The 23,329-nt window shown below is 63.2% G+C and carries 16 protein-coding genes; 7 read left to right on the forward strand and 9 right to left on the reverse strand.

What is annotated here, in order from left to right; translation table 11 throughout:
- Window positions 1-35 precede the first annotated feature (35 nt).
- Window positions 36-6,155, reverse strand: a complete 6,120-nt coding sequence (locus WDM86_03385) for an autotransporter domain-containing protein (protein ID MEI9989058.1) — start codon at window positions 6,153-6,155, stop codon at window positions 36-38.
- A gap of 134 nt (window positions 6,156-6,289) precedes the next feature.
- On the opposite strand from WDM86_03385, the gene WDM86_03390 reads away from it, so the two are divergent.
- Window positions 6,290-7,414 carry a LuxR C-terminal-related transcriptional regulator gene (locus tag WDM86_03390; protein MEI9989059.1) on the forward strand — a complete coding sequence of 375 codons (1,125 nt, stop codon included), beginning with the start codon at window positions 6,290-6,292 and terminating at the stop codon, window positions 7,412-7,414.
- Between the two features lie 7 nt (window positions 7,415-7,421).
- Window positions 7,422-8,264, forward strand: a complete 843-nt coding sequence (locus WDM86_03395; GenBank protein MEI9989060.1) for a hypothetical protein — start codon at window positions 7,422-7,424, stop codon at window positions 8,262-8,264.
- Window positions 8,265-8,567: 303 nt separating this feature from the next.
- On the opposite strand, the gene WDM86_03400 is transcribed toward WDM86_03395, so the two are convergent.
- Genes WDM86_03400 through WDM86_03425 form a run of 6 tightly spaced genes read right to left on the reverse strand, consistent with a single transcriptional unit; the run spans window position 8,568 to window position 15,108 of the window.
- The gene (locus WDM86_03400; GenBank protein MEI9989061.1) at window positions 8,568-10,532 is read right to left on the reverse strand and encodes an acyltransferase family protein; all 1,965 of its coding nucleotides are present in this window, start codon (window positions 10,530-10,532) and stop codon (window positions 8,568-8,570) included.
- 3 nt (window positions 10,533-10,535) lie between these two features.
- Window positions 10,536-11,678, reverse strand: coding sequence for a nucleotidyltransferase family protein (locus WDM86_03405; GenBank protein MEI9989062.1), 1,143 nt, complete (start codon window positions 11,676-11,678; stop codon window positions 10,536-10,538).
- On the reverse strand, window positions 11,671-12,354 hold the full coding sequence (locus WDM86_03410) for a glycosyltransferase family A protein (protein MEI9989063.1): 684 nt from the start codon (window positions 12,352-12,354) through the stop codon (window positions 11,671-11,673). Before WDM86_03410 ends, WDM86_03405 begins: the two co-directional genes overlap by 8 nt.
- 19 nt (window positions 12,355-12,373) lie before the next feature.
- Complete coding sequence (locus WDM86_03415) at window positions 12,374-13,531, reverse strand: glycosyltransferase family 4 protein (GenBank protein MEI9989064.1); 1,158 nt, start codon at window positions 13,529-13,531, stop codon at window positions 12,374-12,376.
- 48 nt (window positions 13,532-13,579) lie between these two features.
- On the reverse strand, window positions 13,580-14,635 hold the full coding sequence (locus tag WDM86_03420; GenBank protein MEI9989065.1) for a hypothetical protein: 1,056 nt from the start codon (window positions 14,633-14,635) through the stop codon (window positions 13,580-13,582).
- A 35-nt stretch (window positions 14,636-14,670) separates the two neighbouring features.
- Entirely contained in the window at window positions 14,671-15,108 is a 438-nt protein-coding gene (locus WDM86_03425; protein MEI9989066.1) for a PqqD family protein, read from the reverse strand.
- 227 nt (window positions 15,109-15,335) lie between these two features.
- Here WDM86_03425 and WDM86_03430 point away from each other — a divergent pair, with 227 nt between their 5' ends.
- Both WDM86_03430 and WDM86_03435 read left to right on the forward strand, forming a co-directional pair.
- Complete coding sequence (locus WDM86_03430; GenBank protein MEI9989067.1) at window positions 15,336-16,511, forward strand: nucleotidyltransferase family protein; 1,176 nt, start codon at window positions 15,336-15,338, stop codon at window positions 16,509-16,511.
- Entirely contained in the window at window positions 16,508-18,259 is a 1,752-nt protein-coding gene (locus WDM86_03435) for an ABC transporter ATP-binding protein (protein MEI9989068.1), read from the forward strand. The genes WDM86_03430 and WDM86_03435 overlap by 4 nt, the downstream gene beginning before the upstream one ends.
- 128 nt (window positions 18,260-18,387) lie before the next feature.
- On the opposite strand, the gene WDM86_03440 is transcribed toward WDM86_03435, so the two are convergent.
- Both WDM86_03440 and WDM86_03445 read right to left on the reverse strand, forming a co-directional pair.
- The gene (locus WDM86_03440; GenBank protein MEI9989069.1) at window positions 18,388-19,182 is read right to left on the reverse strand and encodes a hypothetical protein; all 795 of its coding nucleotides are present in this window, start codon (window positions 19,180-19,182) and stop codon (window positions 18,388-18,390) included.
- A gap of 702 nt (window positions 19,183-19,884) precedes the next feature.
- Entirely contained in the window at window positions 19,885-21,813 is a 1,929-nt protein-coding gene (locus WDM86_03445; protein MEI9989070.1) for a hypothetical protein, read from the reverse strand.
- On the opposite strand from WDM86_03445, the gene WDM86_03450 reads away from it, so the two are divergent.
- The 3 genes from WDM86_03450 (at window position 21,796) to WDM86_03460 (ending at window position 23,154) form a co-directional block, all read left to right on the forward strand.
- Window positions 21,796-22,095 (forward strand): hypothetical protein, encoded by a 300-nt coding sequence (locus tag WDM86_03450; protein ID MEI9989071.1) that lies wholly within the window; start codon window positions 21,796-21,798, stop codon window positions 22,093-22,095. The two genes, WDM86_03445 and WDM86_03450, sit on opposite strands and share 18 nt — an antisense overlap.
- Before the next feature lie 9 nt (window positions 22,096-22,104).
- Window positions 22,105-22,581, forward strand: coding sequence for a hypothetical protein (locus tag WDM86_03455; protein ID MEI9989072.1), 477 nt, complete (start codon window positions 22,105-22,107; stop codon window positions 22,579-22,581).
- Window positions 22,582-22,899: 318 nt separating this feature from the next.
- The gene (locus tag WDM86_03460) at window positions 22,900-23,154 is read left to right on the forward strand and encodes a hypothetical protein (protein MEI9989073.1); all 255 of its coding nucleotides are present in this window, start codon (window positions 22,900-22,902) and stop codon (window positions 23,152-23,154) included.
- Window positions 23,155-23,329 lie beyond the last annotated feature (175 nt).

Here is a 23,329-nt window from a genome sequence, read left to right on the forward strand (position 1 = left end):
ATTCCGGGGAAGCGCCAAGTCTATCGCGCGCGATTTCACCATTCGGTCCTGAGGCCAAGCTCGACGGATTGGCTGGTCTGGCGTGACCGGACTTCGACGTGATACTCGCCGAAAAGGTTCACGCTGTCGTTGATCTGTGCCGAGGTGTTAAGCGTGGCGATGCCGGCGTCAAGGCCCACGCGGCTGGACAGGGCGGTAAAGCCGGTGAGCGGCGAACCGGCCAGCGCGGCGTCGGAAAGCCCATCGATCCGCTTGATATCGTGGGCGTAAGCGAGCCGGAGGTTCACGACGAGCGTTGAGGGCGTGTCGCTCGCCAGTCCATCCAGATCGAAGTCGGCGCCGGCCGTGAAGCGCGGCGTGTCGAGGCTCTGCTTCTGTACGATGAGCGAGAGATCGCCGGCGCCCGTTTCCGTGAATCCCGACCGGCTGACATAGTCGTAGCGCGCTTCCACGAAGGGCGCCGCGAAGCCGAGGTCGTAGTGGAGGCTGCCGTCCGCGGCGAAGGCCCAGCCATTGGAGTTGCCGAGCGCGGTACGGGTGAGCGCACCGATCTCAATCAGCCGTTTGGAACGGTACTGATCGACGGCAACCGCGACTTCGCCGTTGAGCCGCCAGGCGCCATGCACCATGTCGCCGTAGCCGGTCAGACGTTCGGTCTGGACCGTGGCGGTCGCCGCATCCTTGGTGCGCACATCCGACTTCGCGTAGCCGACGGCGAGGCCGAAGGCTTTGTCGTCTTGCGCCACCAGATCGACGCCGGCCAGCACACCCCCGGCATCGGCGGAGTAGCCCGCCGCGTTGCCGTCGCCGGACGCATGCGACCAGGAGCCGAGACCGATCGCCCAGAACGGCGAAGCGCTGTCGAGGCTTGCCTCGCGCGGCGATGCGACGGTGTTGATCGCCGCGAAGGTCCCGGTGGGAAGACGATCGATAAACGCCACCATCTGGCCACCGGCGCCGCGGTGATCGCCGATCGCCGAGTCGAACAAGCGGTTCATGCCGAGCGCGACGTTCAGGACGTCGCCATGCACGCTGCCGGCAATTCGGTCCAGCGACGCACCGATGCTGCCGGCGGGCAGTCCGTACAGCGCCGTGAGGACCGTGTTGCGGTCGCCCGTCATGCGCTGGCCGGGCGCCAGGCGATAGGAGTCGAGTGCGCCGCCCACGCCCAGGCGGTTCGCGGTCTCCGCGACGCCGAGCGGCGCCAGATTTGCGTAGGAGACCGGCGTCACGACCAGGTCGATATCCGTGGTGGAATAGAGCGCGTCGAATTGCGTGCCTGCCGGCAGCCCAGCCATCGGCTCCGTAAGGCTGGAGAAGCTTCCGACGACGCCGGCATCGGTGTGCACGACGTTGAATTGCTCGCCGGCGACGGGCGTGAAGTTGTTGCTGGCCGGCGGCGTGATGCCGCGCAGGTTGACCACGAGTTGCCCGCCGGCGGTGAAGCTGTGTCCCGCGCCCGTCAGGACGAAGCGGTCATAGTTGCCCATCGTGGGCCCGTCGATGTCGACGCTCGTCACCGATCCGAAGCCAAGCGCCGCGGTATCGAGCACCAGTTGGCCGACGCCGGAGCCGCCGGGCGACAGGACGCTTCCGGGCGCCGCGACAAGCGCCGCGACGAAACCCGAGCCGGTCAGCGAACCGCCGCTGCCCAGGACGACCGTCGAATCGGGCAATGAACCGCTCAGCACCAGGGATCCATCCGTCACCGTCGTCGGCCCGGAATAGGTATTGGTGCCCGTCAGCGTTTCGGTGCCGCCGGTGATCGCGACGCCGCCGGTGCCGCTGATCGAACCGGCGAAGGTGTCCGTCGCGTCCGTCAGTGTCAGCGTCTGCGTGCCCAGCGCGACCTGCCCCGATCCGGACAATGTCGGGATCGACGCGCCGCCGTTCGACTGGGATATGTCCAGCACGCCGTTGTCGACGACGCCGCTCGACGCCGCGATCGAGCCGTCGCCGACGATTGCCAGCGTGCCGCCGCCGATGGTGGTGGTGCCGGTATAGGTGTTGGCGCCGGACAGCAAGACGGTGCCCCCGCCCGCCGTCGTCAGGCCGGAGCCGGGCACGGATTCGGAGATCACGCCGGAGAGCAGCCCCGTCCCGCCGGCCTGGTCGACCTGCAAGTTGTCTTGCAGGTCGATATCATTGGCAATCTCGACGCCGTCCGCCAGGCCGATTTCCGGATCGTATATGTGAATCTTTCCGTTTCCGAAGGCGCCGGTCGCCATCGCATAGATGCCGCCGCCATAGACATTGATGTCGGAATACAGCGTCGCGCGGTTGTCCCGCCCGAAAACGAGTTCCCCCGTGCCGCCGGCGCCGTTGACGCTGATCGCGTTGTTGAAAGAGGGGTTGGCGGAACCGCCGGTTAAGACGCCGTTCAGCGTATAGGTCGCGCCTGCGGCGACGTCGAAACCGCCGGTAAATCCGCTGCCTGACAAGATGGCTATGCTGCGATTGCTGGTCGTCGTGGCGGTGGCCTGCAGATAGCCGGAGCTGTAGTCGAAATATAACGGGCCGGTACCGAGCGCGCGGTCGTCGGCGACGGTAAGCACGCCGCCTTGAATGTCCCATCGGGCGTTCAGTGCGCTTGGGCCGCCGGCGACCGTTATGCGTCCGTCTCCTCCAACCTGAACGTCGTGAAACCCCGACAATTGCGATCCCGTCACGGTTACCCCGGCGTAAAGCACGAGCTCGGCGTTCGAGACGCTCATCGTGGGCGTGAACTGCACCTTTCCCGTGACCGTCGATCCCGGCATCAGATAAACGTTCGCCGTGTAGCCGTGGAGCGTAAGGTCGCCGGTGATCAAGCCGCTGTTCTGCACCTGGAGCGAGCCGGGGATCGCGCCATCGTCGATCGAGACCGAACCGTCGATCGTGCCCGTGTTCACCAGCACAAAATTGCCGCCGGTCGCCGAGACGGCCGTCCCGGACGTACCGACGATCATTCCGCCGTTCGTCAGCGACGTTTGCGGGGGAGAGCTGGTGCTTCCATTTGTTTGCGTCTTTATGCCGATGGTCCCCGAGATGCGGCCCGAATTTGCGATATTCGAATTTATGCTGGAGACGCTCAGGAGGCCGATGCCGCTTGACGACGAAGAATCTCCCGAAAGAACAATGGTATTGACGAAGCTCCCGGCCGCGCCCGTCCTTGCCTGCAAATCGTACGCCTCGATCGCGTCGGCGCCGGTCCCCGTGGCTGTGACGGATTGGAGGGTCAGATTGTTCGCGACGGCATTCGGCGACGTGCCCGTGTTGCCGACATAGACGGCCGCCGTGCCGCTTGCCGAGTTGGAGATATTTTGAGCGACCAGCTTAACGCCGGCGTCCGATTGCGCGGATATGGCGCCGCCGCCGGTCGCCGTGGTCGTGCCTGCGTTGATCGTGACCGCACCGCCGGTCGCAATGGCATAGATCGCGGCGGATGTTCCGGAACTGGTGGCCGTCCCGCTGTTTACGGTGATGCTTCCCCCCGTCGACTGTGCGTTGATGGCCGAATTCCCGGTGCCAGTGGCCGTCGCGCTGGTCACCGAGATATTGCCTTCGGCCCTGGCCACGACACCGGAAGCGCCCGTCCCCGTGCCTTCTGCCGTGCTAGAGTCGATCGTCACGCTGCCGCCGGAATTGTTGGCGTAGATCGCCGAGGCCGTCGCGCCCGTGGTCTCGGAGTCGCTGCTCGTGATGCTGATCGATCCGCCGCTGGTGGTCGCGTTGATGCCGTCCGCATAGACGCCGCCGACCGGTCCCACGCCACCATTGTCGACATTGACGATGCCGCTGACGATGGTCACGCCGCCGGCGCCGGCGGCAGCGTGGATGCCCTGGAGCGTCGCGTCGATGCGGGTCGTGTTGGTGACGGAAACGGCGGAGCCGGACGCGACGATTCCGCTGTTCTGGCTCGCGAGCGTCCCGCTGGCGATGGACACCGCACCGCTGGAATTTGCGTACAAGCCGATGCCGCCGGATGTGAGGGTGGTGCTGGAAAGCGTGACGGCGCCCGTGCCGTCCGACACGAAAATCCCGTAGCCGTTGGAAGCAGTGATCGTGCCGCTGGTGATCTTGATCGCGCCCGACCCGCCGAGCACCTCGATGCCGCTGCCGCCGGCGGTTGTGATCGTGCCCGACGTCACGGTCGCGCCGCCCGCGCCGACCGAAAGATCGATGCCGTCCGCCGCGATCGTGGCGGCCGGCGCGACGTCGGTCATGAGCGGCAAGCCGGCCGGACCCGCGCCGCCCGGGAAGGCGAAGGACGCGCCTGATGTCGCGATTGTCGTCGAATTGATTGTCGCACCCACCGCCGTGGCGAATATGCCGACGGAACCGGCTCCCACCGTCGTTATGCTCCCGCTTGTCAGCGTCACGGTCCCGGAATCCGCCTGGGCATAGACGCCAGCGGCATAGAGGCCCGCGGTCGAAAGCGTCGCACCGTCGATTGTGACGTTTCCGCTCTGGCTCAGCGCCGCAATCGCATTGGCGACGACGTTCTGACCGGCCTGCGCGCCCCTACCGAACTGCGAATCGCCGCTCGTGGTCGCAAAGCCGCTGGTGATCGAGACGTCGCCGCCGCCGAACCCGATGATGCCCGGCGCGCTGGCGCCGCTCGCGATGACGCTTTGGCTCGATACCGTCACCTTGCCAAAGCTTTCCACCACGATGCCGACATCGCCGGTGCTGGTCGCCGATGCGCTGGTGACGGAGGCGTCGCCGACGGCGAGCACCGCGATGTCGATCGCGCCGGATGTCGTTCCGGAGGTCAGCGTCACGGGGCCGCCGGTGTTGTTAATGCCGATGGCGTGCTCGAGATTGCCGGAAGCGACCTCCGCATCGGTGCTGGTGACCGTGACCGGACCGCCGCTGCTGCTGATGTTGATGCCGTAGGATCCCGCGCCCGTTGTCTTCACCGTGTCGCTGGTCAACGTGACCGCGGACTGATCGGAGGCGATGTAGATGCCATCGGCGCCCTGGCCGCTGGTCGAGATGCTGGCGCTCGTGATCGTGATCGGCTTGCTGTCGGGGTGGTCGTTGGCATCGGGGATCGAGGTGATCTGCGTGCCGGTCTCGACCCGGATGCCATAGGCCTCGTCGCCGGTCGTGATGATCGAGCCCTGGTTCTTGATGGAGACGCTGTTCGTCGGGTCCATCACCCAGATTCCGGTGGCGAAGCGCGGATCCGTCTGGGTGCCGCCGGCCACCCTGGGATCGTTCACGAAGCGCGGACCGCCATTGGTCCGGATCGTTCCGGTCGAAGTGATGTCAACCGCCGACGGACCGATGGCCGAGATGCCGTACTGGCCAGGACCGATGGCGGTGATGGAACCGCTGACGATCGTCGTCTTCCCGTTAACGGTCGCTGACTGCGTACTGATTCCACCGACGCCGTTGCTTCCCGACGCGCTGATGCTGCCGCTGGTGACGCTGATATCGCCCTGGCCGGAGAGCGCGTCCGCCTGGATGCCGACGCCGGTGAACATGCCATTGTCGATCACGTTGATCGTGTCGCTGTTGACGGTCACGCCGCCGGCATCGCCGAAGGCGACGATGCCGCGCAACGTGGCGTCGATCTGCCCGGCGGTGACCGAGACGCTGGCGCCCTCGGCATTGATGCCGACGGCGGAGAGGCCCGTCTGCTGGACGTGAGTCGTCTGGATCGTCACCGCACCCGAATTGGAATAGCCGCCGATGCCGACCGCGCCGCCGGACATGGTGGTCGTCGCCTGGCCGATCGTGAGCGCGACCGGCCCGGTGCTCGAATAGCCCAGGACTCCATAATAGATGCCGGGCCGGAAATTCGGACCGGAGAACGAAAAGTTCGCGTTCACGCCGCTGCCTGTCGTGCTGGCGTTGAGCGCATTCAGCGCCAGTGGGCCTGTTCCCTCCAGGTCGATCGCCCCGGAGCCGCCCGCATTCGTGACAGTCGTTCCCGAAGCGACATTCACCGTGAGGCCCGACGTCCCCTTATAGGTGATCCCGCTGGGGTAGGTCGGCGCGGAGCAGGCGACGGTCCCGGCTGGCGCCGCCGGGCCGCATTCATTTGCGGCGAAAGCGAAATCCGGTTCGAGCGTCAGAAAGAAGCCGCACGCTCCGGCGGCCGCCGCAAAGCGCCAGCATCTTCCGCGTCTCACATGAATGCGACGCGTCGAGAATTCCATGGTCATCGTGTGCTGTCCCCCGCGGCACCGGCCGAACACCAAACGGCACCGTGTCCGAATATTGGCGGAATGTTTGCCGGAACGCGCTACCCGATCGAGTAGTCTTGAGATATCGTACAACGTTGCCTTGGGGGGCTTCGATGCAAGATCAAGATCTGCTTGACACGGTCGGCGCGTTCTACGCCGCCGCCGCCGATCCCGGTGGATGGGCACACGCCGTCGAAAAGCTGCGCGTCTTGTGCAACGCCGATTCGGCAAATTTCGGTATATTCGATCCCTCGATCCCGACGCCGGTGATCTCGGCCAATTGCGGCGCGTGGACGAATGACGTCATGGATCGCTATGTGCGCGATTTCATCGGGCTCGATCCCGCGCCGGTCGAGTTTTCGCGGCACGCCGCCTGTAACGTGATCAGCACAAACCAGCTGTTCTCGAGCGACTATCTGAGAACCAGCGCCGTCTATAACGAGTTCCTGCGGCCCTTGGGGCTGACCGATTGCATGGGCGGAAGGCTGGTCGATATCTCCAACGGCATCAGCCTTGTGAGCATCCACCGCGATCGCGAGCGCCACCCCTTCTCGGATCGCGAAACGGCCATTCTGGAAAATGCGCTGCCGCATATGGCGCGCGCCTTTCAGCTGCGCCGGTTGCTGCAACGGCAAAGCATGCAGGCCACGGCTTTGGCCGGCGCGATCGACCGGTTGGCGGTCGGATTGATCGTTCTGGATTCGGAAGGCGTCGTCCTTCACGTCAACACGGTGGCGCGCGACATTGCTGCGCGGGCCGACGGCTTGCGGCTGTCGCGCGAAGGTCATCTTCGCGCGCTGAACAGCGCCGCCGATGCGAGGCTTGATGCCCTGCAGAAAGACGTGCTGGCCGGCGGCGCGGGAGGGATCGCGCGCGCTCCCGGTCGAAACGCCGCGCGCCGCTATGCGGTTCTCGTCTCTCCACTGCCGATCGGCTTTGGATTGACTGGCGGCGGCGAAAGACGGGGCGTAATACTGACGATCGCCGATCCCGCAAGGCAAACACAATCGTCTGAAAAGGTCCTGTCGGACGTATTTGGATTGACGGCTCGCGGTGCTCAGTTGGTGGTGGCACTGGTGAATGGAGCCGAACTGCGTGACTATGCCGAACAAGCCGGCATAACGCTGCATACCGCCCGATTCCATCTCAAGTCGGTATTCGCGAAGATGGACGTCCGCAGCCAGACGCAGTGCGTTCGCCTCGCGGTCCGCACGCTGGCAGAACTTCAGTTGCGGTAGAGCGATCGTGAAGAGATTTTGGACTGCAACGGCAGCCGCGCTGATTGTCAGCGCTCTGGGAGTACAGCCCGGGATCGCGGCGAGTGCCTGGGACGGTCTGTGGGTGCTCGATGATGGCGCCAGTCATTATGCCGACCACAGCTTCACGCTGGCTCAGGGGGCCGACGGGACCTGGCGCTACGACGATGGCAGTTCTAACTATAATTTCCGCACCGATGGCCGGCCTTGGCCGGAGCCGCGTGCTCCGGGCTTCAGTGTGGTCGCGAGCGTGGCGGGCAACCTGCTCGACATCGTCGAGCGTGGATATGGCCGGGACATGGAACGCTGGCATCGCATTCTGTCGCCCGACGGCAATCGCCTCACCGGCAGCGACACGTATGTGTATCCGGACGGTCGAGAAACGACATCGTCCATATTCGCGTTGCGCGTGGGATCCGGCAACGGTTTCGATGGCAAATGGAATCAGCCTGCGGACGTGCCTTCCGACACGCAACCATTGAGACCGTCCTCGCCCGTCAAAGCCGTGGCCACGACGTCACGGCCGCATTTTGTGATCTCGACCGCTGACGACGGAACGATGACGTGGTTTCTACCGGCCACCGGCGAGCTTATTCGAGGGCGCGTGGATGGACGCTCCCGACCCCTTCTCGGTCCGCAGCAGCCGTTGCGGCGAACTTTTGCGTGGCGGCGGCTCGGTCCACGCAAGCTCCTGTTCACCTGCCGCGATAGCGACCAGGTCATCGAGACGGCAATCGAGGAACTTTCGCCGGACGGTCGCTCCTTCACAGACACCTTGTGGAATGCGGGGCACGACAACGAGAAAGATGTGCGCGTGCTCGTGAAACAGTAACTGTTTCTTTGGCCTGTATTTGCGCCGTGGTTGACCGAACCTCCACTGTTTGAGCCGCCGCTCCGGTTTAGCGACATGCCGGGCCAAGTGCCGGCGGCCGTCCGCTAGATTTCCGAATGATCGCTTGCCATGTCGCCGGCTCCCGCTCTGGTGACACGGATGCCCGATCCGCAAACCCGGAATGGGTGCGTCGGCCAAGTGACGCGCGCAGGATCATGCGATCAAAGCCGGCGTAAGCTGGACCTTCTGATCGAGATACGCTCTTCGGGAACGAGGGCATATCGGGTGCACGTACCGCTCTAATCAAAAAGCGGCTGGCCCGTGCAAGACGCGGGCAAGGTCGGGCTCCAAGGCGACGGCGGATACGAAACGAGCTCCGGCAAGCGTCAGATGCGTGGAATCGCCCTGAAAGGGAATATTGCCGTCGGCCAGAAACGGACACGGCTTCGCCTTGCAAATTCGATCGATCAAGGAAATGTAGGCCACGCCGGGAACCGCGCCAAACGCGGCCTTCATTGCGCGGTCCAGGACATCGGAACCCGGATCCAGGAAGTTGGAAGGCCGCAACTTGGGCTCGTCGCCGGACTCGGCGTAACGCGCGAGAATGATGGGGAGCGCCGCCGAGTATCGAAATGTCGGCCCGATCAGAAATACGGGAATATGCTCTTTGCGCAGGAAATCGATGGTCGCACGCAGCTCCGAAAGCAGCGTCGCGGTATCGCGGTTGTTCGCCGAGTAGCGATACCAATCGGCGGAAAGCATTACGCCGTCGATTTTGTGCGTCGATATCCATGCGTAAATCTTGGCGTTGAATTCGTGGCATCCGTCAAAAACGGGGAAGCTGTTGCGGACAAAGGGCGGGCAAACACCGCGCGTAGCCTGAAGAAGGTGGCCGTTCTGCTTTGCGATCATCTCGTCGACGGCGAGGCCGAACTGGGCGGCGAGGCTATCGCCGAACAGAAGGATGTTCTTTTTGCCTCCAACGGTTTTCAGGCAAAGGTCGGCTCGAAACTCGTGCGCCCGCGCCACACTGAAACATGTCCCGATCCTGAAGGCCTTCCGATTTTCCGGACTCCAGAAATAGTCTTCGTATTGGGCGTAGGCGTTGGCGGCGGGTGAAAATCGTTGCGGCAGTCCGTCCGCAAAATACGCCAGCGACCCCAGCGCCACAAAAACCGCGCTCGTCGCCCCAGCCAGCGCGAACAGTGGCCTGCGTCCGATCACACCGCCTCTCTTGCGAAAGGGTTGCTCGATCAGAAATGTCGATGCCGTCGCAAGCATCACGGCGGCAACGAGCAATCCTTCATGCAGTTCGGGCGACACTTTGCCCAACCGCCAGACGGATGTCAGGACTCCAAGCGGCCAATGCCAAAGATAGAGGGCATAGGATATACGGCCGACGAACACGACAGGTGGTAACGACAAGACGCGGCTTGCCATGCTTGGGCCGGATGCGCCCGCATAGATCACCGCGCAGGTCGCAAGACACGGCAACATCGCTGCATAGCCGGGGTACACCATTGTGCCTGAATAGAGGAACACGCTCGCGCCGATGCCGAACAACCCGACCATACCCAGCGTTTCTCGAGAAATCCCATTGAGGCGATTGCCGGATCGCACCTGCGCGAGAAGGCCACCGAGTAGCAGTTCCCAGGCGCGGGCGGGGCCGAGATAGAAAGCGGCAACCTGGTCTTGATGCGTCAGAAAGATTTCAATCAGGAACGAGAAAACGAGAAGGCTGAGAATCCCGGCCAGAACGGCGCGTGGGCCGCGGCGTGCGAGAAACAGCAAGATGGGCGGATAGAGAAGATAGTACTGCTCTTCAATGGCGAGCGACCATGTGTGGAGCAACGGAACATAGTCCGCGTTGTTGAAATAGTCCGTGTGGCTCCAAAAAAAGAAGTTCGACACAAAGAGCGTAGCGGTTATCAGGCTCTGCGAAGTCTCCAGGAGATTGTGCGGAAGCATGACAAAGTAGCTGGCCACCGCGACGAACAGGAATACGGGTACGAGCGGTGGAACGATCCTGCGGACGCGCCGCTCGTAGAATTCGATGATCGAAAAACGCCCGTTCGCGAGATCGCGGCTCAGCGTCTGCGTGATGAGATATCCCGAAATGACAAAGAACACGTCCACGCCGACATAACCGCCGGGGACCAGCCTCATGGTGTAGTGATAGAGCACCACGGCCACGACCGCGACGGCGCGAAGACCGTCTATGTCGGGCCGGTATTTGATGGAACTGTGCGCTGACGATGCCTCGGACACTTTTCATGCCGCCTTATGCCAAAGACGTGCGACCCGGCGCACAGCTTCCGGCAGGACATGAGTTGGCGAGCACAGGCCCCACCGCATTTGAAAGTGGCCAAGAAAGCTCGCGGGCGAACCCGGCAAACGCGAATTGCGGCGGTACTGTAGATAGGCATGGCCCGCGCGCGTGAGTGCCGGCGAGATCTGCCCACGCATTAAAATCGCTTCGATCCGGTCAGCGGCCGAAAGCGGCGATGCCGCCAACTCGGCGATGACGGAATCCGGAATGGCGGCCGCAAACGTCTCCTTGAGGTAGGCCAGCGCGTAGCGAAACCGTTGAACCAATCCGCTGACCCGAACCTGGTTTGTGAGATGGTGCCAATCGATCTGCGCGCCGTGAAGGATCGCGAGCGCATCCGCCACCCAGTGCGGCGCCCAAATTGCGTCCGGGCCGGTTCCTTGCGCGCATACGCAAAAGAATTGGCTGGTATCGCCCAATGTCGGCACGGATGCGTCCTGAACGGAGATCGTCCGCGACCGTCCCCAAAAACCATCGTTCGGATATTCCGGATAGAAATCGCGCAGCACGTGCCGCTGCAATCGGGGCTCGATGTCGTGCAGCTTCTTATGAAAGACGATGACGCTCGGCCGCAACGCCGTGCTTTCCGCGTCTCGCTCCGGTTTCCATCCTGCGGACGCAAACCGGGACATCACCTCGGTCACCGACGTCCACGGCACCAGGAGCGAGAAATCGTCCACCGGCCGCAGGCCAAGATCGCGATAATACAAAAGCGCCAGCGCGCAACCACCCAGCAGGAGCACGTTCGCTTCGATGCCGTTCAACAGACCCAGCAGATGCGCTGTCTGGCGAAGATGAAGCTGGTTTTCCGTCCAACGGTATCGCGCAACGCTTTTGTACCGCTCGACATCGGGATGAGCGACGCCCAACGCGTTCAATCGGTTGTAAAGCAGAGGAAGGAGCCTCTGCGAAGGAAAATCCAGCCCGTCGACGGTGGTGCGCTTTCGCCATTCGGTCCAGCTCTCGATGGCGGCGGTCCCATCCAGGAAGATGCTCTTGAGCAGCAGCTCCTCTTCCGGCGTTGGCAGGAATGGCAGTCTGCGGCTGGTCATGCCGCCCCGGCGTGCCGCTGCGCCATCACGCACGCTGCCGTCTGCGGTCGATAATGCGCTTCATCACCCGGGCAAAGTCCACACGATTCCCAAGGTCGCGCCGACCCATGTTGTCGCGATGCAAACGCCGGCGGCACACAATTTCGGGCAGTACCACCGTGCTGATTCCGATGTCTTGCGCTCGCCCGTACCATTCGATGAATTCCGCGACCCGCAAGGAGGTATCGAAAGGCCCGGCCAATTCGAAATCCGCGTTTCGCAAAAGCAGGGCGGAAGCAAAGATCGCGGCCGAGGGCGTGGGATCGAATTTCAGCCGAGCTTGTTCTTCGGTGTTAAGATCGGGACTCACGAATTGAACAACCTGGCCAAAAATCATGGCAGGGCCGGCTTCCCGCGCCAACGCGGAAAGCTGCCATTCGATCTTGCGTGGATGCCAAAGATCGTCGCAGTCCAGGAACGCGATGATGCTGGTCTTCGCAAGTGCGCGCCCGGCATTTCGCGATGCGCTCAGGCCGGCATTGTCCTGCCTGACATACCGGATTCTTGTTCCGAAGCTGTTCGCGACATCCGGGGTGGCGTCGGTGGATCCATCATCGACGATGATGATGTCGGCCGGTCGATGCGACTGGGCGAGAACGCTTTCGACGGCCTCGCCGAGGTAGCGCGCGCCGTTGAATACCGGAATGATTACGCTGACGTCGTCGGCCATGACTTGCCTGGAAAGTCCCCTAATGCGGCGTCTGGCCCGCGATCTGAAGCGTGCGCCAGTACGCCGTTTCATACGCTTCCACCAGCGCATCGAAATCGAAAACCGACATTGCCCGCTCGCGCGCCCGCCGCCCCATTTCGCGCGCGGCTGCCGCATCACTTAACAATAGCGCGATGGCATCGGCAAGCGCAGAGGGATCGTCGGGCGGCACCAGAATTCCGGTCTGCCGATCTTCGATCACTTCCGGAAGTCCGCCGACGCGCGAAGCGATGACAGGACGCGCCATCTGTGCCGCCTGCAAGGCGACCAGCCCAAACGGCTCGGGCCAGCGCGATGGCATCAGAACGGCCGTCGCCTCTGCGATGGCTTCGGCGACCGCCTCGGGCTCCACCCACTTTGTGAAGTGAACATATTGGCCAATGTCCAGCTCTCGGACCATCTCTTCGAGTCGCAGCCTTTCAATGCCGTTTCCGGAAATGACGAGTTGCGCGCTCGTATGACGTTGCCGCGCCAAGGCAAAGGCCCGGACGGCGACATCAAACCCCTTATCCGCGACGACCCTGCCCAAGCAAAGCAGGACCGGCGGCTCGAAGGGCAACGCGGTCGGTTCCAATGCCGGCATCGGAAGCGCGTTCGGAATGACGATGAGCTTCTCCCGGATCGCAGGCGTGTGAGCGATGGCATCCGCTCCCACTGCGTTCGACACGGCGACGACACAGTCGGCCTCCCGAACGAGACGGGTTTGCAAGCCGTCGCTCCCCGCCTGCCGTATCGGCGAATGCAAGGTAAGGGTGCGCGGCAGATTCTTTATCGCGCGTTGCCGCAGGAAGAAAAAACTCGGCGTGTTCGTGTCGTTGATGTGCAGGACGTCCGGCGCGAATTCGGCAATCGCGCGGTCCACCTCGTGGCCCAGGCGCAGCGTGGTGGCGATCTGCCGATCCATGAGGGCTTCGACAAAATTCAACTTGAGAATATCGATGCCGTTGTAGCTTGTGCGCCCCTGCGGTTGCCCCCCGACGCTCGAGGTGATGACCAGCACCTGATGTCCGCGCGCCATCAGCCGGGGCAAAAAATGCGCGGCGAGAACCTCGATACCGCCAATGACATCGGGCAGGAAAGCGTTGCTCTGAAAGACGATGCGCAGTGGTCTTTTGCTGTTCAAGAAGGTCGATTCCATCCGGTCGTTTGAATTCTATTTGCTGGCACTTGGATTCGCCATCGTTGACTATGCCTGGCCAAACCGATCCAGAAGCCGCTCCAGTTGCGCAAGCGCATCCTTCGGGCGGCGGCCGATGCGCAACTCATAACACGGCAGGGCTCGGACAAGCGCGGCGACCCGCGAAAAGGTGAATGCCGCCGTCCAGGGCGAGAGTTCTATCGTACTTGTCGCGATCGCTTTTTGCGCGGCCGCCGTGGACGCCGGAACGAGTTGGCTGTCTTCATCGTGGACAATGCGCGGAGTAACGATGGCGCGCAGCGGCATGGTGCGAAGCAATTTTTCAGGGAAGCGTTCCTGGAGGAAGAACAGCGCCTTTTCGCGATCAAGGCTGTCCGCGTTGCTTTCAAGTCCCTGCAGGTAGGGATGCCTATGCAGATCGCCGGCAGCCAGCTTTCCGGTGGAATAAAGGCTGTGAACGGTCCATGCCGGCGACTGCGAAAGGACGCAGAAGTCGTCGCTGGCGTACAGCAACGAGGAGGCGATGGCGGAGAGCGACAGGTTGGATTTTCCTGTACCGCCCGCGCCGGCAAGCAGGACGCCGCCATCGCGATTTCCGATCGCTCCGCCGTGGACCGGCAACAAGTCGCACGAACGCAGCCATTCGTGAAGCAGAGGCCGCAGCGGTGCGCCTTTCTCCCAAACCGGTAAGCCGGCGGCAGACGGAGTCCAGTAGATAGCGCGGCATCTCCTTGCATCCACCATGCGAAAGATGCTCGGCCCGGCCTGTATCGCGGTATGGAAACCATCGTCGTTGAAACCGGAAATCAGGCCATGCTGACCAAAGGCGTCCAGTGTCCATGCCGGGCGCAAAGGCCCAAATCCGCTATCCTCGCTATCCCAGGCGTAGATCGTGAAATCCGGCTCGGCGGCATCCGTCGCCAAGTGTGCGAGCGCGCGCGAGACGTGCCGCCGCATCGCGCCCGGGCTGCTCCTGATTTGAACGATTTTACCGGCAATGGAGAAAAAGTCGGACACCGATCCGTTGAGCCTTGCGCCGTTCTCGAAAATGTCCTGCGCGGCATCGAAGTACTTTGCCGCACCCGGCGCGGTCAAATTCTGCATGCGTACAATGTGTCGAAGCGCATTTTGTGACGCGATCAGGTTGTTGCTTTCTTTGCTTCGGGCCAGCCATAGAGGTCGACCTCGTGAACGGGGTCGAGCTGAAGCAGCTCTTCCATGTCGGTATACTTCTCGATGGACGGAGCGACGAAGACTTTTTTCTCGCCCGCCATTTCATGGTTTTCGTTCACAGCGTCCCCAAGCTCGGCAGCGATGGGATCGACCAGCGCTTCTTCCACTAGCCGATCGAGAAAGGCTTGAGTTTGCTGTGCCAGTCGCACAGGATCGCCTGAATATTCCGACAACACACGTTGGACTATGCCATCGCGCGAGCCGTTTGCAACAACCCAGGCCCAAATCGTGTCTCCAACGCCCTGAACGCTGTAGTAGCAACCGGTGTCGAGATTTACGATAACCGTCTCGTCGCCGAACTGCTCATGCACCACCGATTTCTTTGCGCGTAGCTTTGTCGTCATTCGAATAGCTCAAGCCCCTAAACCTTTGTGCATCTAACATGATTTCCTTGCTGGGCCAATTGCTCTGCGTCACTTCCCGACAGCGCGCCGGTTGATTGTTTTTCAGGTTCCAAAGTCATATTTTGCGCAGGTCGTTTTTTTTGCGATACTGGCTCAGACACAACCCAACTGGCTATTTTTGATGTTTGCCGCCACCTCCTGCATTCCAATATCCCGGTTTTGAATCCATGTATCGCGTGGTCGGACATGGAAGCGGATGCTGGCCGACCGCACGCCAGCGTCTGCTGATCGAAGGCTGCGTCGGCCGGCGCGACAGTGACGCCGCGTGGCTGGAATACGCCGCGGAGGTTGGCGAAGGCGGTGTGAACGAAGGCGATGTTCGGCTGTTTCCGCTTCTGGCAAGCCGCATATCGGCCAAGGCCGGTCAAGACCCTCGTTTCGGTCCGCTTCGCCGGGAGAGGCTGCGCGCTGTTGCCGCCAGCGCCAAGCTGGAACGAGCAGCGCGAAACGTAAGCGACTTCTTCGCGCAGGCTGGCATCGATTTCGTCGTGTTGAAGGGATTTGCGCTCACGGCCACCGTCTATCGCGAGTCTGGCCTGCGGCCGTTCGCCGATATCGATCTGATGGTGCGACCGGAGGCGGTGCCCAAGATCGTTGACCTGCTTCAAAAAGCCGGTTGGCTTCCCAAACGCAAATATCCCGATCTGACCGCGGAGAGGCTGCTTTATTTGCGCGCCTTCGCGTTCACCTCACCCGACGGCCTGGATGTCGATATCCATTGGCGACAGCGTGGCGCGTTTCAATGGGACATGCGTGTCGATCGGGATTTCTGGGCCAACCTGCGAAGCGCGGAATGGAAAGACAGAAGCTGGCGTGTTCCTGGGTTCGACTGGATGCTGCTCGATACGATCGAACACGGCACGGAATGGAACGAAGTTCATTCCATCCGATGGGTCGTTGACAGCGTATTGCTGCTCGACCGTGCGGAGATAGACTGGGAGAAAGTGCTTTCTTATGTGATTGCCAATCGCCGCGCTTCGTCCTTTCACAAGGCGCTGGCTTTGATCCATGACTGCGGCGGGAAAGTTCCCGCCACCGTTTTGGAAAAACTGGCCGACGCAAAGCCCAGCGCGCTTGAGCGCCTCGAAATGCGTCTGCGCATGCGGCCGGAAGGTTTTTTCGGGCCTTACCTGAAGTCGATGCTGGTCAACTATTTTTTGCACGCACCTGGCGGGTTTCGCGCACGCTTGTTCGGTGTCTGGGGATATGCCCTGCGTCATATTCTGGGTTATGGCTCCGGTGAAAGCCTTGGTTCGATCGTGACGCGGAAATATCGCACCCGTAGGAAAGAGTTCTTGGCCAGGACGAATGCGAACGCCGCCAATCGCGAACGATCGATATGACGCGCGTGTTTCAAGCCGCACTTCAGGCGCTGGGCTATCGAAGGGCCGCCGCGGCGGTTGCCTCGGTGCTGTTGTCAGCGGCGCTCGAGCTTCTGTCCGTCCTGCTGCTCCGTTCTTATTTTCTTTTGTTGCTGGGCCATCAGATCGGCAATTCGCCGGAAGGCTCCACATGGCAACTCTTTTTCGGAAAGCCCCCCAATCTTCTATTCGTCGGCGTCTGCCTATTGGCGTTTTTCCTTGTGAAAAGCCTGATGCTGGCCGCCATTTGGCGCGCGCTGCTTGGCCTGCTTGCCGTGCAACAGGCGAATGTCACGACGCAGCTCTTCGAGGTCTATTTGAGAACGGCCTACCGATCGCGTCAGCAATGGTCGCGTCCGCTTCTTCAGCAGAAGCTGCACGTCGCGGCGACGGGGTTGTTCCACGAATTGCTGTTTCCAGCACTGTTGCTGGCCGCGGACGGCACCGCGGCAGCGGCGATTTTCCTATATCTGCTGGTGCTGGAACCGCTGCCGACTTTGGCGGTGGGACTATGGCTGGCATTCGCGGTGTTCGTTTACCAGGGGATTACACACAAGGCGTCCGTCGCGAGCGGCCGGCAACGGTGGCGTGGCCTGGAGCGGATGATGCATCTTGCCAGCGACAGCCTTGGCGACATCGTCAGCGTCATGCTCATGGCACATGAAAGATTCCTTTCAGCGGCTTTCGGTGTGGTTGCTGGGGAATATGCGACGGCGCTCGCGGCCGATCGTTTCTTCGCGCTCATGCCGCGCTTCGTCTTTGAATTTCTCGTTGTCGGCACCATCGTCGTGCTGATCGTCTTCATGCCGTCGGGGCAGTCCGGTGCGGTCCCGGTATTGACGCTCTTTGCGGCCGCAACCTTGCGCCTGGCGCCCGCCATCCAGCGCGTGATGACGGTCGGCCATGCGCTGCGCGTCAACCGGCCGGACATGCGTTCGATCTTCGCGGATTTGTCGCAGCGTCCGCCCGAACTGCCGGAACGGCCTCAGGGACATCTTCCCGCGCCGTTCGAAAGAACGATGGAACTGAAGAACGTCGTCTGCGGCTATGACGGCAAAACCATCCTGTCCGGTTTCGATTTCACCTTGCACCGGAGCGAAACGGTCGTGATCACGGGGCCGTCGGGGGCCGGGAAGACGACGTTTCTGAACACCATCCTGGGTCTGGTGGTTCCGGCCGAGGGGACTGTCCTGATTGATGGCGCGACACAGGAACTGCTGCCCCGGATGCGCGTCTCTTCGGTTGCTTATGTTCCGCAGAAGGTTTTCGTTCTGGACGGCACATTGGCCCAAAATATCGCGTTCGACGATGCAGCAGGAAAAGTCGATGAGGGATATATTCGCGAACTGCTCGACCTCGTCGGACTCGATGCGCGGTTCCGCGACGAGCCGCTGTGTCTCGAAACGCATGTGGGCGAAGACGGCGTGAAATTGTCCGGCGGCGAACGCCAACGCCTGGCGTTGGCGCGTGCGCTTTACTCCCGCCCGTCCTTCCTGGTGCTGGACGAAGCGACGTCTCAGCTCGACGGCGAAACGGAGGCAAGGATATACGAGGTCATAAACCGCGTATTGCCGGGGGCTACCATCCTTGCCGTGACCCACCGCCCGGTGCCGGCAGGTTTCTTCCATCGCAAATTTCTGCTGCGAGACGGCCGCCTGACGGAAGTCGCGGCGCCCACTGAAAAAGCGCAGATCGATGCAATGGCTCCCGTCAGGCGTTCCTCGAACTGAATCCATTGCGGCACAGCATGCTGCGATCCATGCTCATCCGGCGGAGCGGGGTTCGTCGAGTTCTCCCGCTGTACTATTCTCTTAGGGCTTCAACGCGGCTTGTATCGGGTGCGAAAATTCAAAGGCGTTCAGAGGGACGTTGCGCCCATGGCAGCAGGGGAATCGGCGGTCAATCTTCGGTTCTCGGCGGCGCTCGGGTTGGCGGCCGTGAAGAAGACTTCCAGAATTGATCTGATCTCCGGCAGGATATAGACGATGCCGCGTGTTCCCGCGAACGTCGGATGCACGACGCTCTCGTAGAATTTCGCTGGGACTTCGATGCAGCCAAAGGTGATGCGTTTGTCGAGCGGCGAGGCCGTCGCGATCCGCTGCATGCGCCGCCGCTCTTTGACGTTGGCCGCCAACAGGCGATGCAGCGCCAAGGCTGCGTCGTAGTCCACCCAGAGAACGTCCTGCTTGCTCAGATCGCGACCCAGCGTAGCCTCGAAGCGTCCCGCCGGCGTGGTGCGCTCCTCCTGGGGGATGTCCGACAATTTCCGGTCCCCTATCCCGGGGGCCGAGTCGTCCCCCAAGGCTGATCCGAGCAGCGCGGGCGTGGCGCCGAGGAGCCGTCCTTCGTCATCGAACACGAAAACCTTGGCGCTCTTCTTGTCGACGATCACGAAGGGCGAGCCGCGATTGTCACTGGTACCGAGCACCCAATCCGCCACTTGCCGCGCCTCGCTGGACGCGGGTTCTCCCAGGAAGTTGGCCGGCTTTGGACGCGACGTCGTCGAAGGCTGCGTCTGCGCGGAGGAGGCGCCCGCGATAAAGGGATATGAACGTTGCTCCGCTCCTGCTTGAGAGGATATGGAACCGACCGCGAGCAAGCCGAGGAAAAGGTTCGCCGCCATGATCGTCTTCGATGCCACGCGGTTGGACATGGTCGGCCTCCGGGTCGTCGCTTGAGCGGCATGAGGCTTGGATCCTCATGACGGTCGATTTGCTCGCCCGATCGGATGGGCACGGTACGGCCGCTCGTTTGAGGCCGCTGCCGGCGGGACATTCCGATCGCCGTGCCGCTGCCGTCAGCCGAGCAATGTCCATGCCAGGCGAATTGCGGATTTTTGGGCGCTTCCCGTCTCGTTGTGAGACGTGGTCCGCGGGCAGCCGCAGGCCGAACAGTCCCGGGAATTGAGGAGTGCGGGCAGGTAACGCCGCGGTCTGGTATGGAACGAGATGCCTGCCGCTGTCACGCGGCGCGAAAGCTCCGCTCGCCGCATCGCGCGGACGCTTGCCGCCTCGTCGGTAGCATTATGGAGCAGGACGGAATTGGCGCGGGCGCCGGCGCGACCGGGATCAGCCGTTGGGCCGGCTTATCTCCGCACCAGAAGGACGATCTCTTTTGTGAGAGCTAGGCGAACTCCAGTGTTGATCTTCAAGGCGTCTTCGCTTTGCGTCCGACCGGACCTGGGCGCTAGTAGCGATCCTGCTTGGGCGGATATTCCGGCGCCACATAGGGCGTCGGCGCTACGGGCGCCGTCGCCACGGGCGTTGGCGCTAGCGGCTGGACCGGCATTCTGACGCCACCGCCGAGTACGGCGAACTCCACGCCTCCGATCATCTCGATCGCCGGGGAAGGGACCTCAGATATCACGGTCGAAGGCGTTGTCGGCGTTGGTGTCGGTGTCGGCGTTGGCGTTGGCGTTGGCGTGGGAGTCGGAGTTGGGGCCGGCGTTGGCGTGGGTGTCGGTGTAGGCGTCGGAGTCGGGGTCGGCGTTGGGGTTGGTGTTGGCGTCGGAGTTGGCGTTGGTGTGGGGGTCGGCGTCGGCGTCGGAGTCGGGGTCGGCGTTGGGGTTGGTGTTGGCGTCGGAGTTGGGGTCGGCGTTGGCGTGGGAGTCGGTATTGGAGTCGGCGTCGGAGTAGGCGTCGGAGTCGGAGTGGGGGTCGGCGTCGGAGTAGGCGTTGGCGTTGGGGTTGGTGTCGGCGTTGGTGTGGGAGTCGGCGTTGGTGTCGGAGTTGGGGTCGGCGTGGGAGTCAGTGTCGGTGTCGGCGTTGGCGTCGGTGTGGGAGTTGATGTCGGTGTAGGCGTCGGAGTCGGAGTCGGAGTCGGAGTTGGTGTCGGCGTCGGAGTAGGCGTTGGCGTGGGGGTTGGCGCCGGTGTCGGAGTTGGAGTGGGGGTCGGCGTAGGCGTCGGCGTCGGTGTCGGTGTGGGAGTCGGCGTCGGAGTTGGCGTGGGTGTCGGAGTCGGCGTCGGAGTGGGGGTCGGCGTAGGCGTCGGTGTCGGCGTAGGTGTGGGCGTAGGCGTCGGTGTCGGCGTGGGCGTCGGAGTTGGCGCGGGTGTTGGTGTTGGCGTTGGTGTGGGGGTCGGCGTAGGCGTCGGTGTCGGTGTGGGAGTCGGCGTCGGAGTTGGAGTTGGAGTTGGAGTTGGAGTTGGAGTTGGAGTGGGTGTCGGTGTCGGAGTCGGAGTCGGAGTCGGCGTCGGAGTAGGCGTTGGCGTGGGGGTTGGCGCCGGCGTGGGTGTCGGCGTCGGTGTCGGTGTCGGCGTCGGTGTCGGTGTCGGTGTCGGTGTTGGTGTAGGCGTTGGTGTGGGGGTCGGCGTCGGCGTCGGCGTTGGCGTGGGTGTCGGCGTGGGAGTCGGTGTCGGAGTCGGAGTCGGAGTCGGCGTCGGAGTAGGCGTGGGGGTTGGCGCCGGCGTGGGTGTCGGTGTCGGAGTCGGCGTCGGTGTCGGTGTCGGTGTTGGTGTAGGCGTCGGCGTGGGAGTCGGCGTCGGCGTTGGCGTGGGTGTCGGCGTGGGAGTCGGTGTCGGTGTCGGTGTAGGCGTCGGAGTCGGGGTCGGGGTCGGAGTAGGCGTTGGCGTGGGGGTTGGTGTCGGCGTGGGTGTAGGCGTCGGGGTGGGAGTCGGCGTTGGCGTAGGCGTTGGCGTCGGGGTTGGAGTCGGCGTAGGCGTAGGCGTAGGCGTAGGCGTAGGCGTCGGCGTAGGTGTTGGTGTCGGCGGAGGTGTTATAGCCGGGGTTATGGTTCCGGCGGTTCTTGACCCTGGCACGCAGCAGGAAACCGGCAGGGCGTACAGGGCCGCATTGGGGCCGGTAAGGCTGTAGCCGGAATAGGTGATGCCGATGCCGGTCCCGACGCTCGGGTCGTCGAAAGCGGCGGTGGCGTCGGGACCGGCAACCAGGGTGACGCCGGTTGGGGTGCCGCTGTCGGGGGTGCTCTTGAGGGATGTGAGCGTTGTCGCGGTCGTGCCGTCGAACACCTTGTCGCCGTCGGGGAACACGAGCATGTGCTGGGTCAGCGTCGCGCCGCCGGTCAGGGTGAAATTGACGGAATAATCGGTCGGCGCGGCGTAGGAGACCGGATCGTAGTTGATGGTGACCGGCGCATTCGGGCCCGTGACGGTCGTGCGGGGGGCGAGGGGAACGAAGATCAGCGTGCCGCCGGCGACGCCCGGTCCGGTGCCGCCATTGCCGGCGATCATCAGCAGGCCGAGGGTCAGGCCGAGGCTCTGAGCGGGGATCGCGGCCCCCCCGGTGAGGGTGATCGCCGCGTCCACCGTGATGTCCACCGCGGCGCAAATCGTGACGTTTCCATCGGTCGTCGTCATGGAGCCGACCGGGTTCAGGAACACGTTGCGTCCGGCGCTCAGCAGGACGCTGCCATTGGTCGTGGTGATGGCCGCGTTCAGATTGATGTCGCGGCCGCAACAGACGACGAAGTTGCCGTTCGTGGCGGTGATCGCCGCGTTCAGGTTCACGTCGCGCGCCGCGTTCAGCGTCAGCGTGGTGGTGGTGGGAGCCGCCGTCCAGCTGACGGCCTCGTTGATGTTGATGTCGCCGTTGCCGGGTGTGGTTGAGTGAAGGCCGGATGTGGGCGGGGTGCCGGGCGTCGTCGTGTCGGGCGCATCCACCGTGTCGATCGTCACGCTGTTGGTGACCAGAAGGGCCGACAGCGTGGCGCCGGAGATGTTGCCCGTGGTGCCGCCGACGGTGAAGTCCTGCGGATCGATGTGCCAGGTGCCTGTCAGCCCCAGGGGCGCGGCGGTGGTGATCCTGGCGACGTCCGCGATATTGACGGTCTGGGCCGAGGTCTCGATCGCCCCGCCATTGCCGCCCTGGGGCGCGCTGGCATCCAGCGTTCCGCTTATGTTCGTCGTGCCGTTCTGCATGTCGCCCAGCAGCCGGATCGTGCCGCTGCGGTTCTCGAGGGTGCGCGCCTCGACGACGCCGGTGTTGTTGACCGCCGCCCGCAGGAACTGGCTTGCCGACTGCGCCGTCATCAGCACCTGGCCGCCATCGGCCTGGATCAGGCCGCCATTCTGCGCCAGGGCGCTCATCGCGCCCTGATCGACGGTGACGTTCAGCAGGCCGTTGCCCGCGACGTCGAGCGTCATGGCGTTGCCGGCGGCGAGGGCCACGGTCCCCAGCTTGGCGGAGATCACGCCGTTGTTGCCGACATTGGCGCCCAGCAGGGCGACATAGCCGCCATCCGCGGTGATCGCGCCGTCATTCCGCACCGCGCCGCCGGTTCCGGCGAACTGATAGCGTGCGGCCATGAGGTTGGCGTCGGTGATGTCGAGCGTCGAAGCGACCAGGCCGCCGACATTCACCTGGGCGCCGCGGCCGAACAGAATGCCGTTGGGGTTGACCAGGAATATGTTGCCGTTGGCCGATATGCTGCCGAGGATCGTCGAGGGGTCGCCACCGACCACCCGATTGAGGGCGACCGAGCTTCTGTTGGGCTGCACGAAGGTGACGGATTCGGCGCGGCCGACGCTGAAGCTCTGCCAGTTGATCGCCGCGTTCTGGCTCGACTGGTGGATCGTGAGGGCGTCCGGAGCGCTGGTGATGCTCGCGCTGCCCGCCGAAACCACGCCGCCCGCCGGCATGGCCTGGGCGGTCGAGGCAAGCGTCAGGTAGAGGATCCCGGCGACGGCCGTGGTGTTGTTCAGAACGTTCTTCCACCGCGAGACGGCGGGCGCGGGACGCGCGCCGTCAAGGCCGGTGGCGGGGGCTCGAATGGGCTGGCGTTCGGTATGCATAGGCGTGTCCTTTGACAAAGCATCGCGTATGCGTGCCGACGCGCCGACATTAG

The organism is Rhizomicrobium sp. (assembly GCA_037200045.1).
In the GTDB taxonomy this organism is placed as follows: domain Bacteria; phylum Pseudomonadota; class Alphaproteobacteria; order Micropepsales; family Micropepsaceae; genus Rhizomicrobium.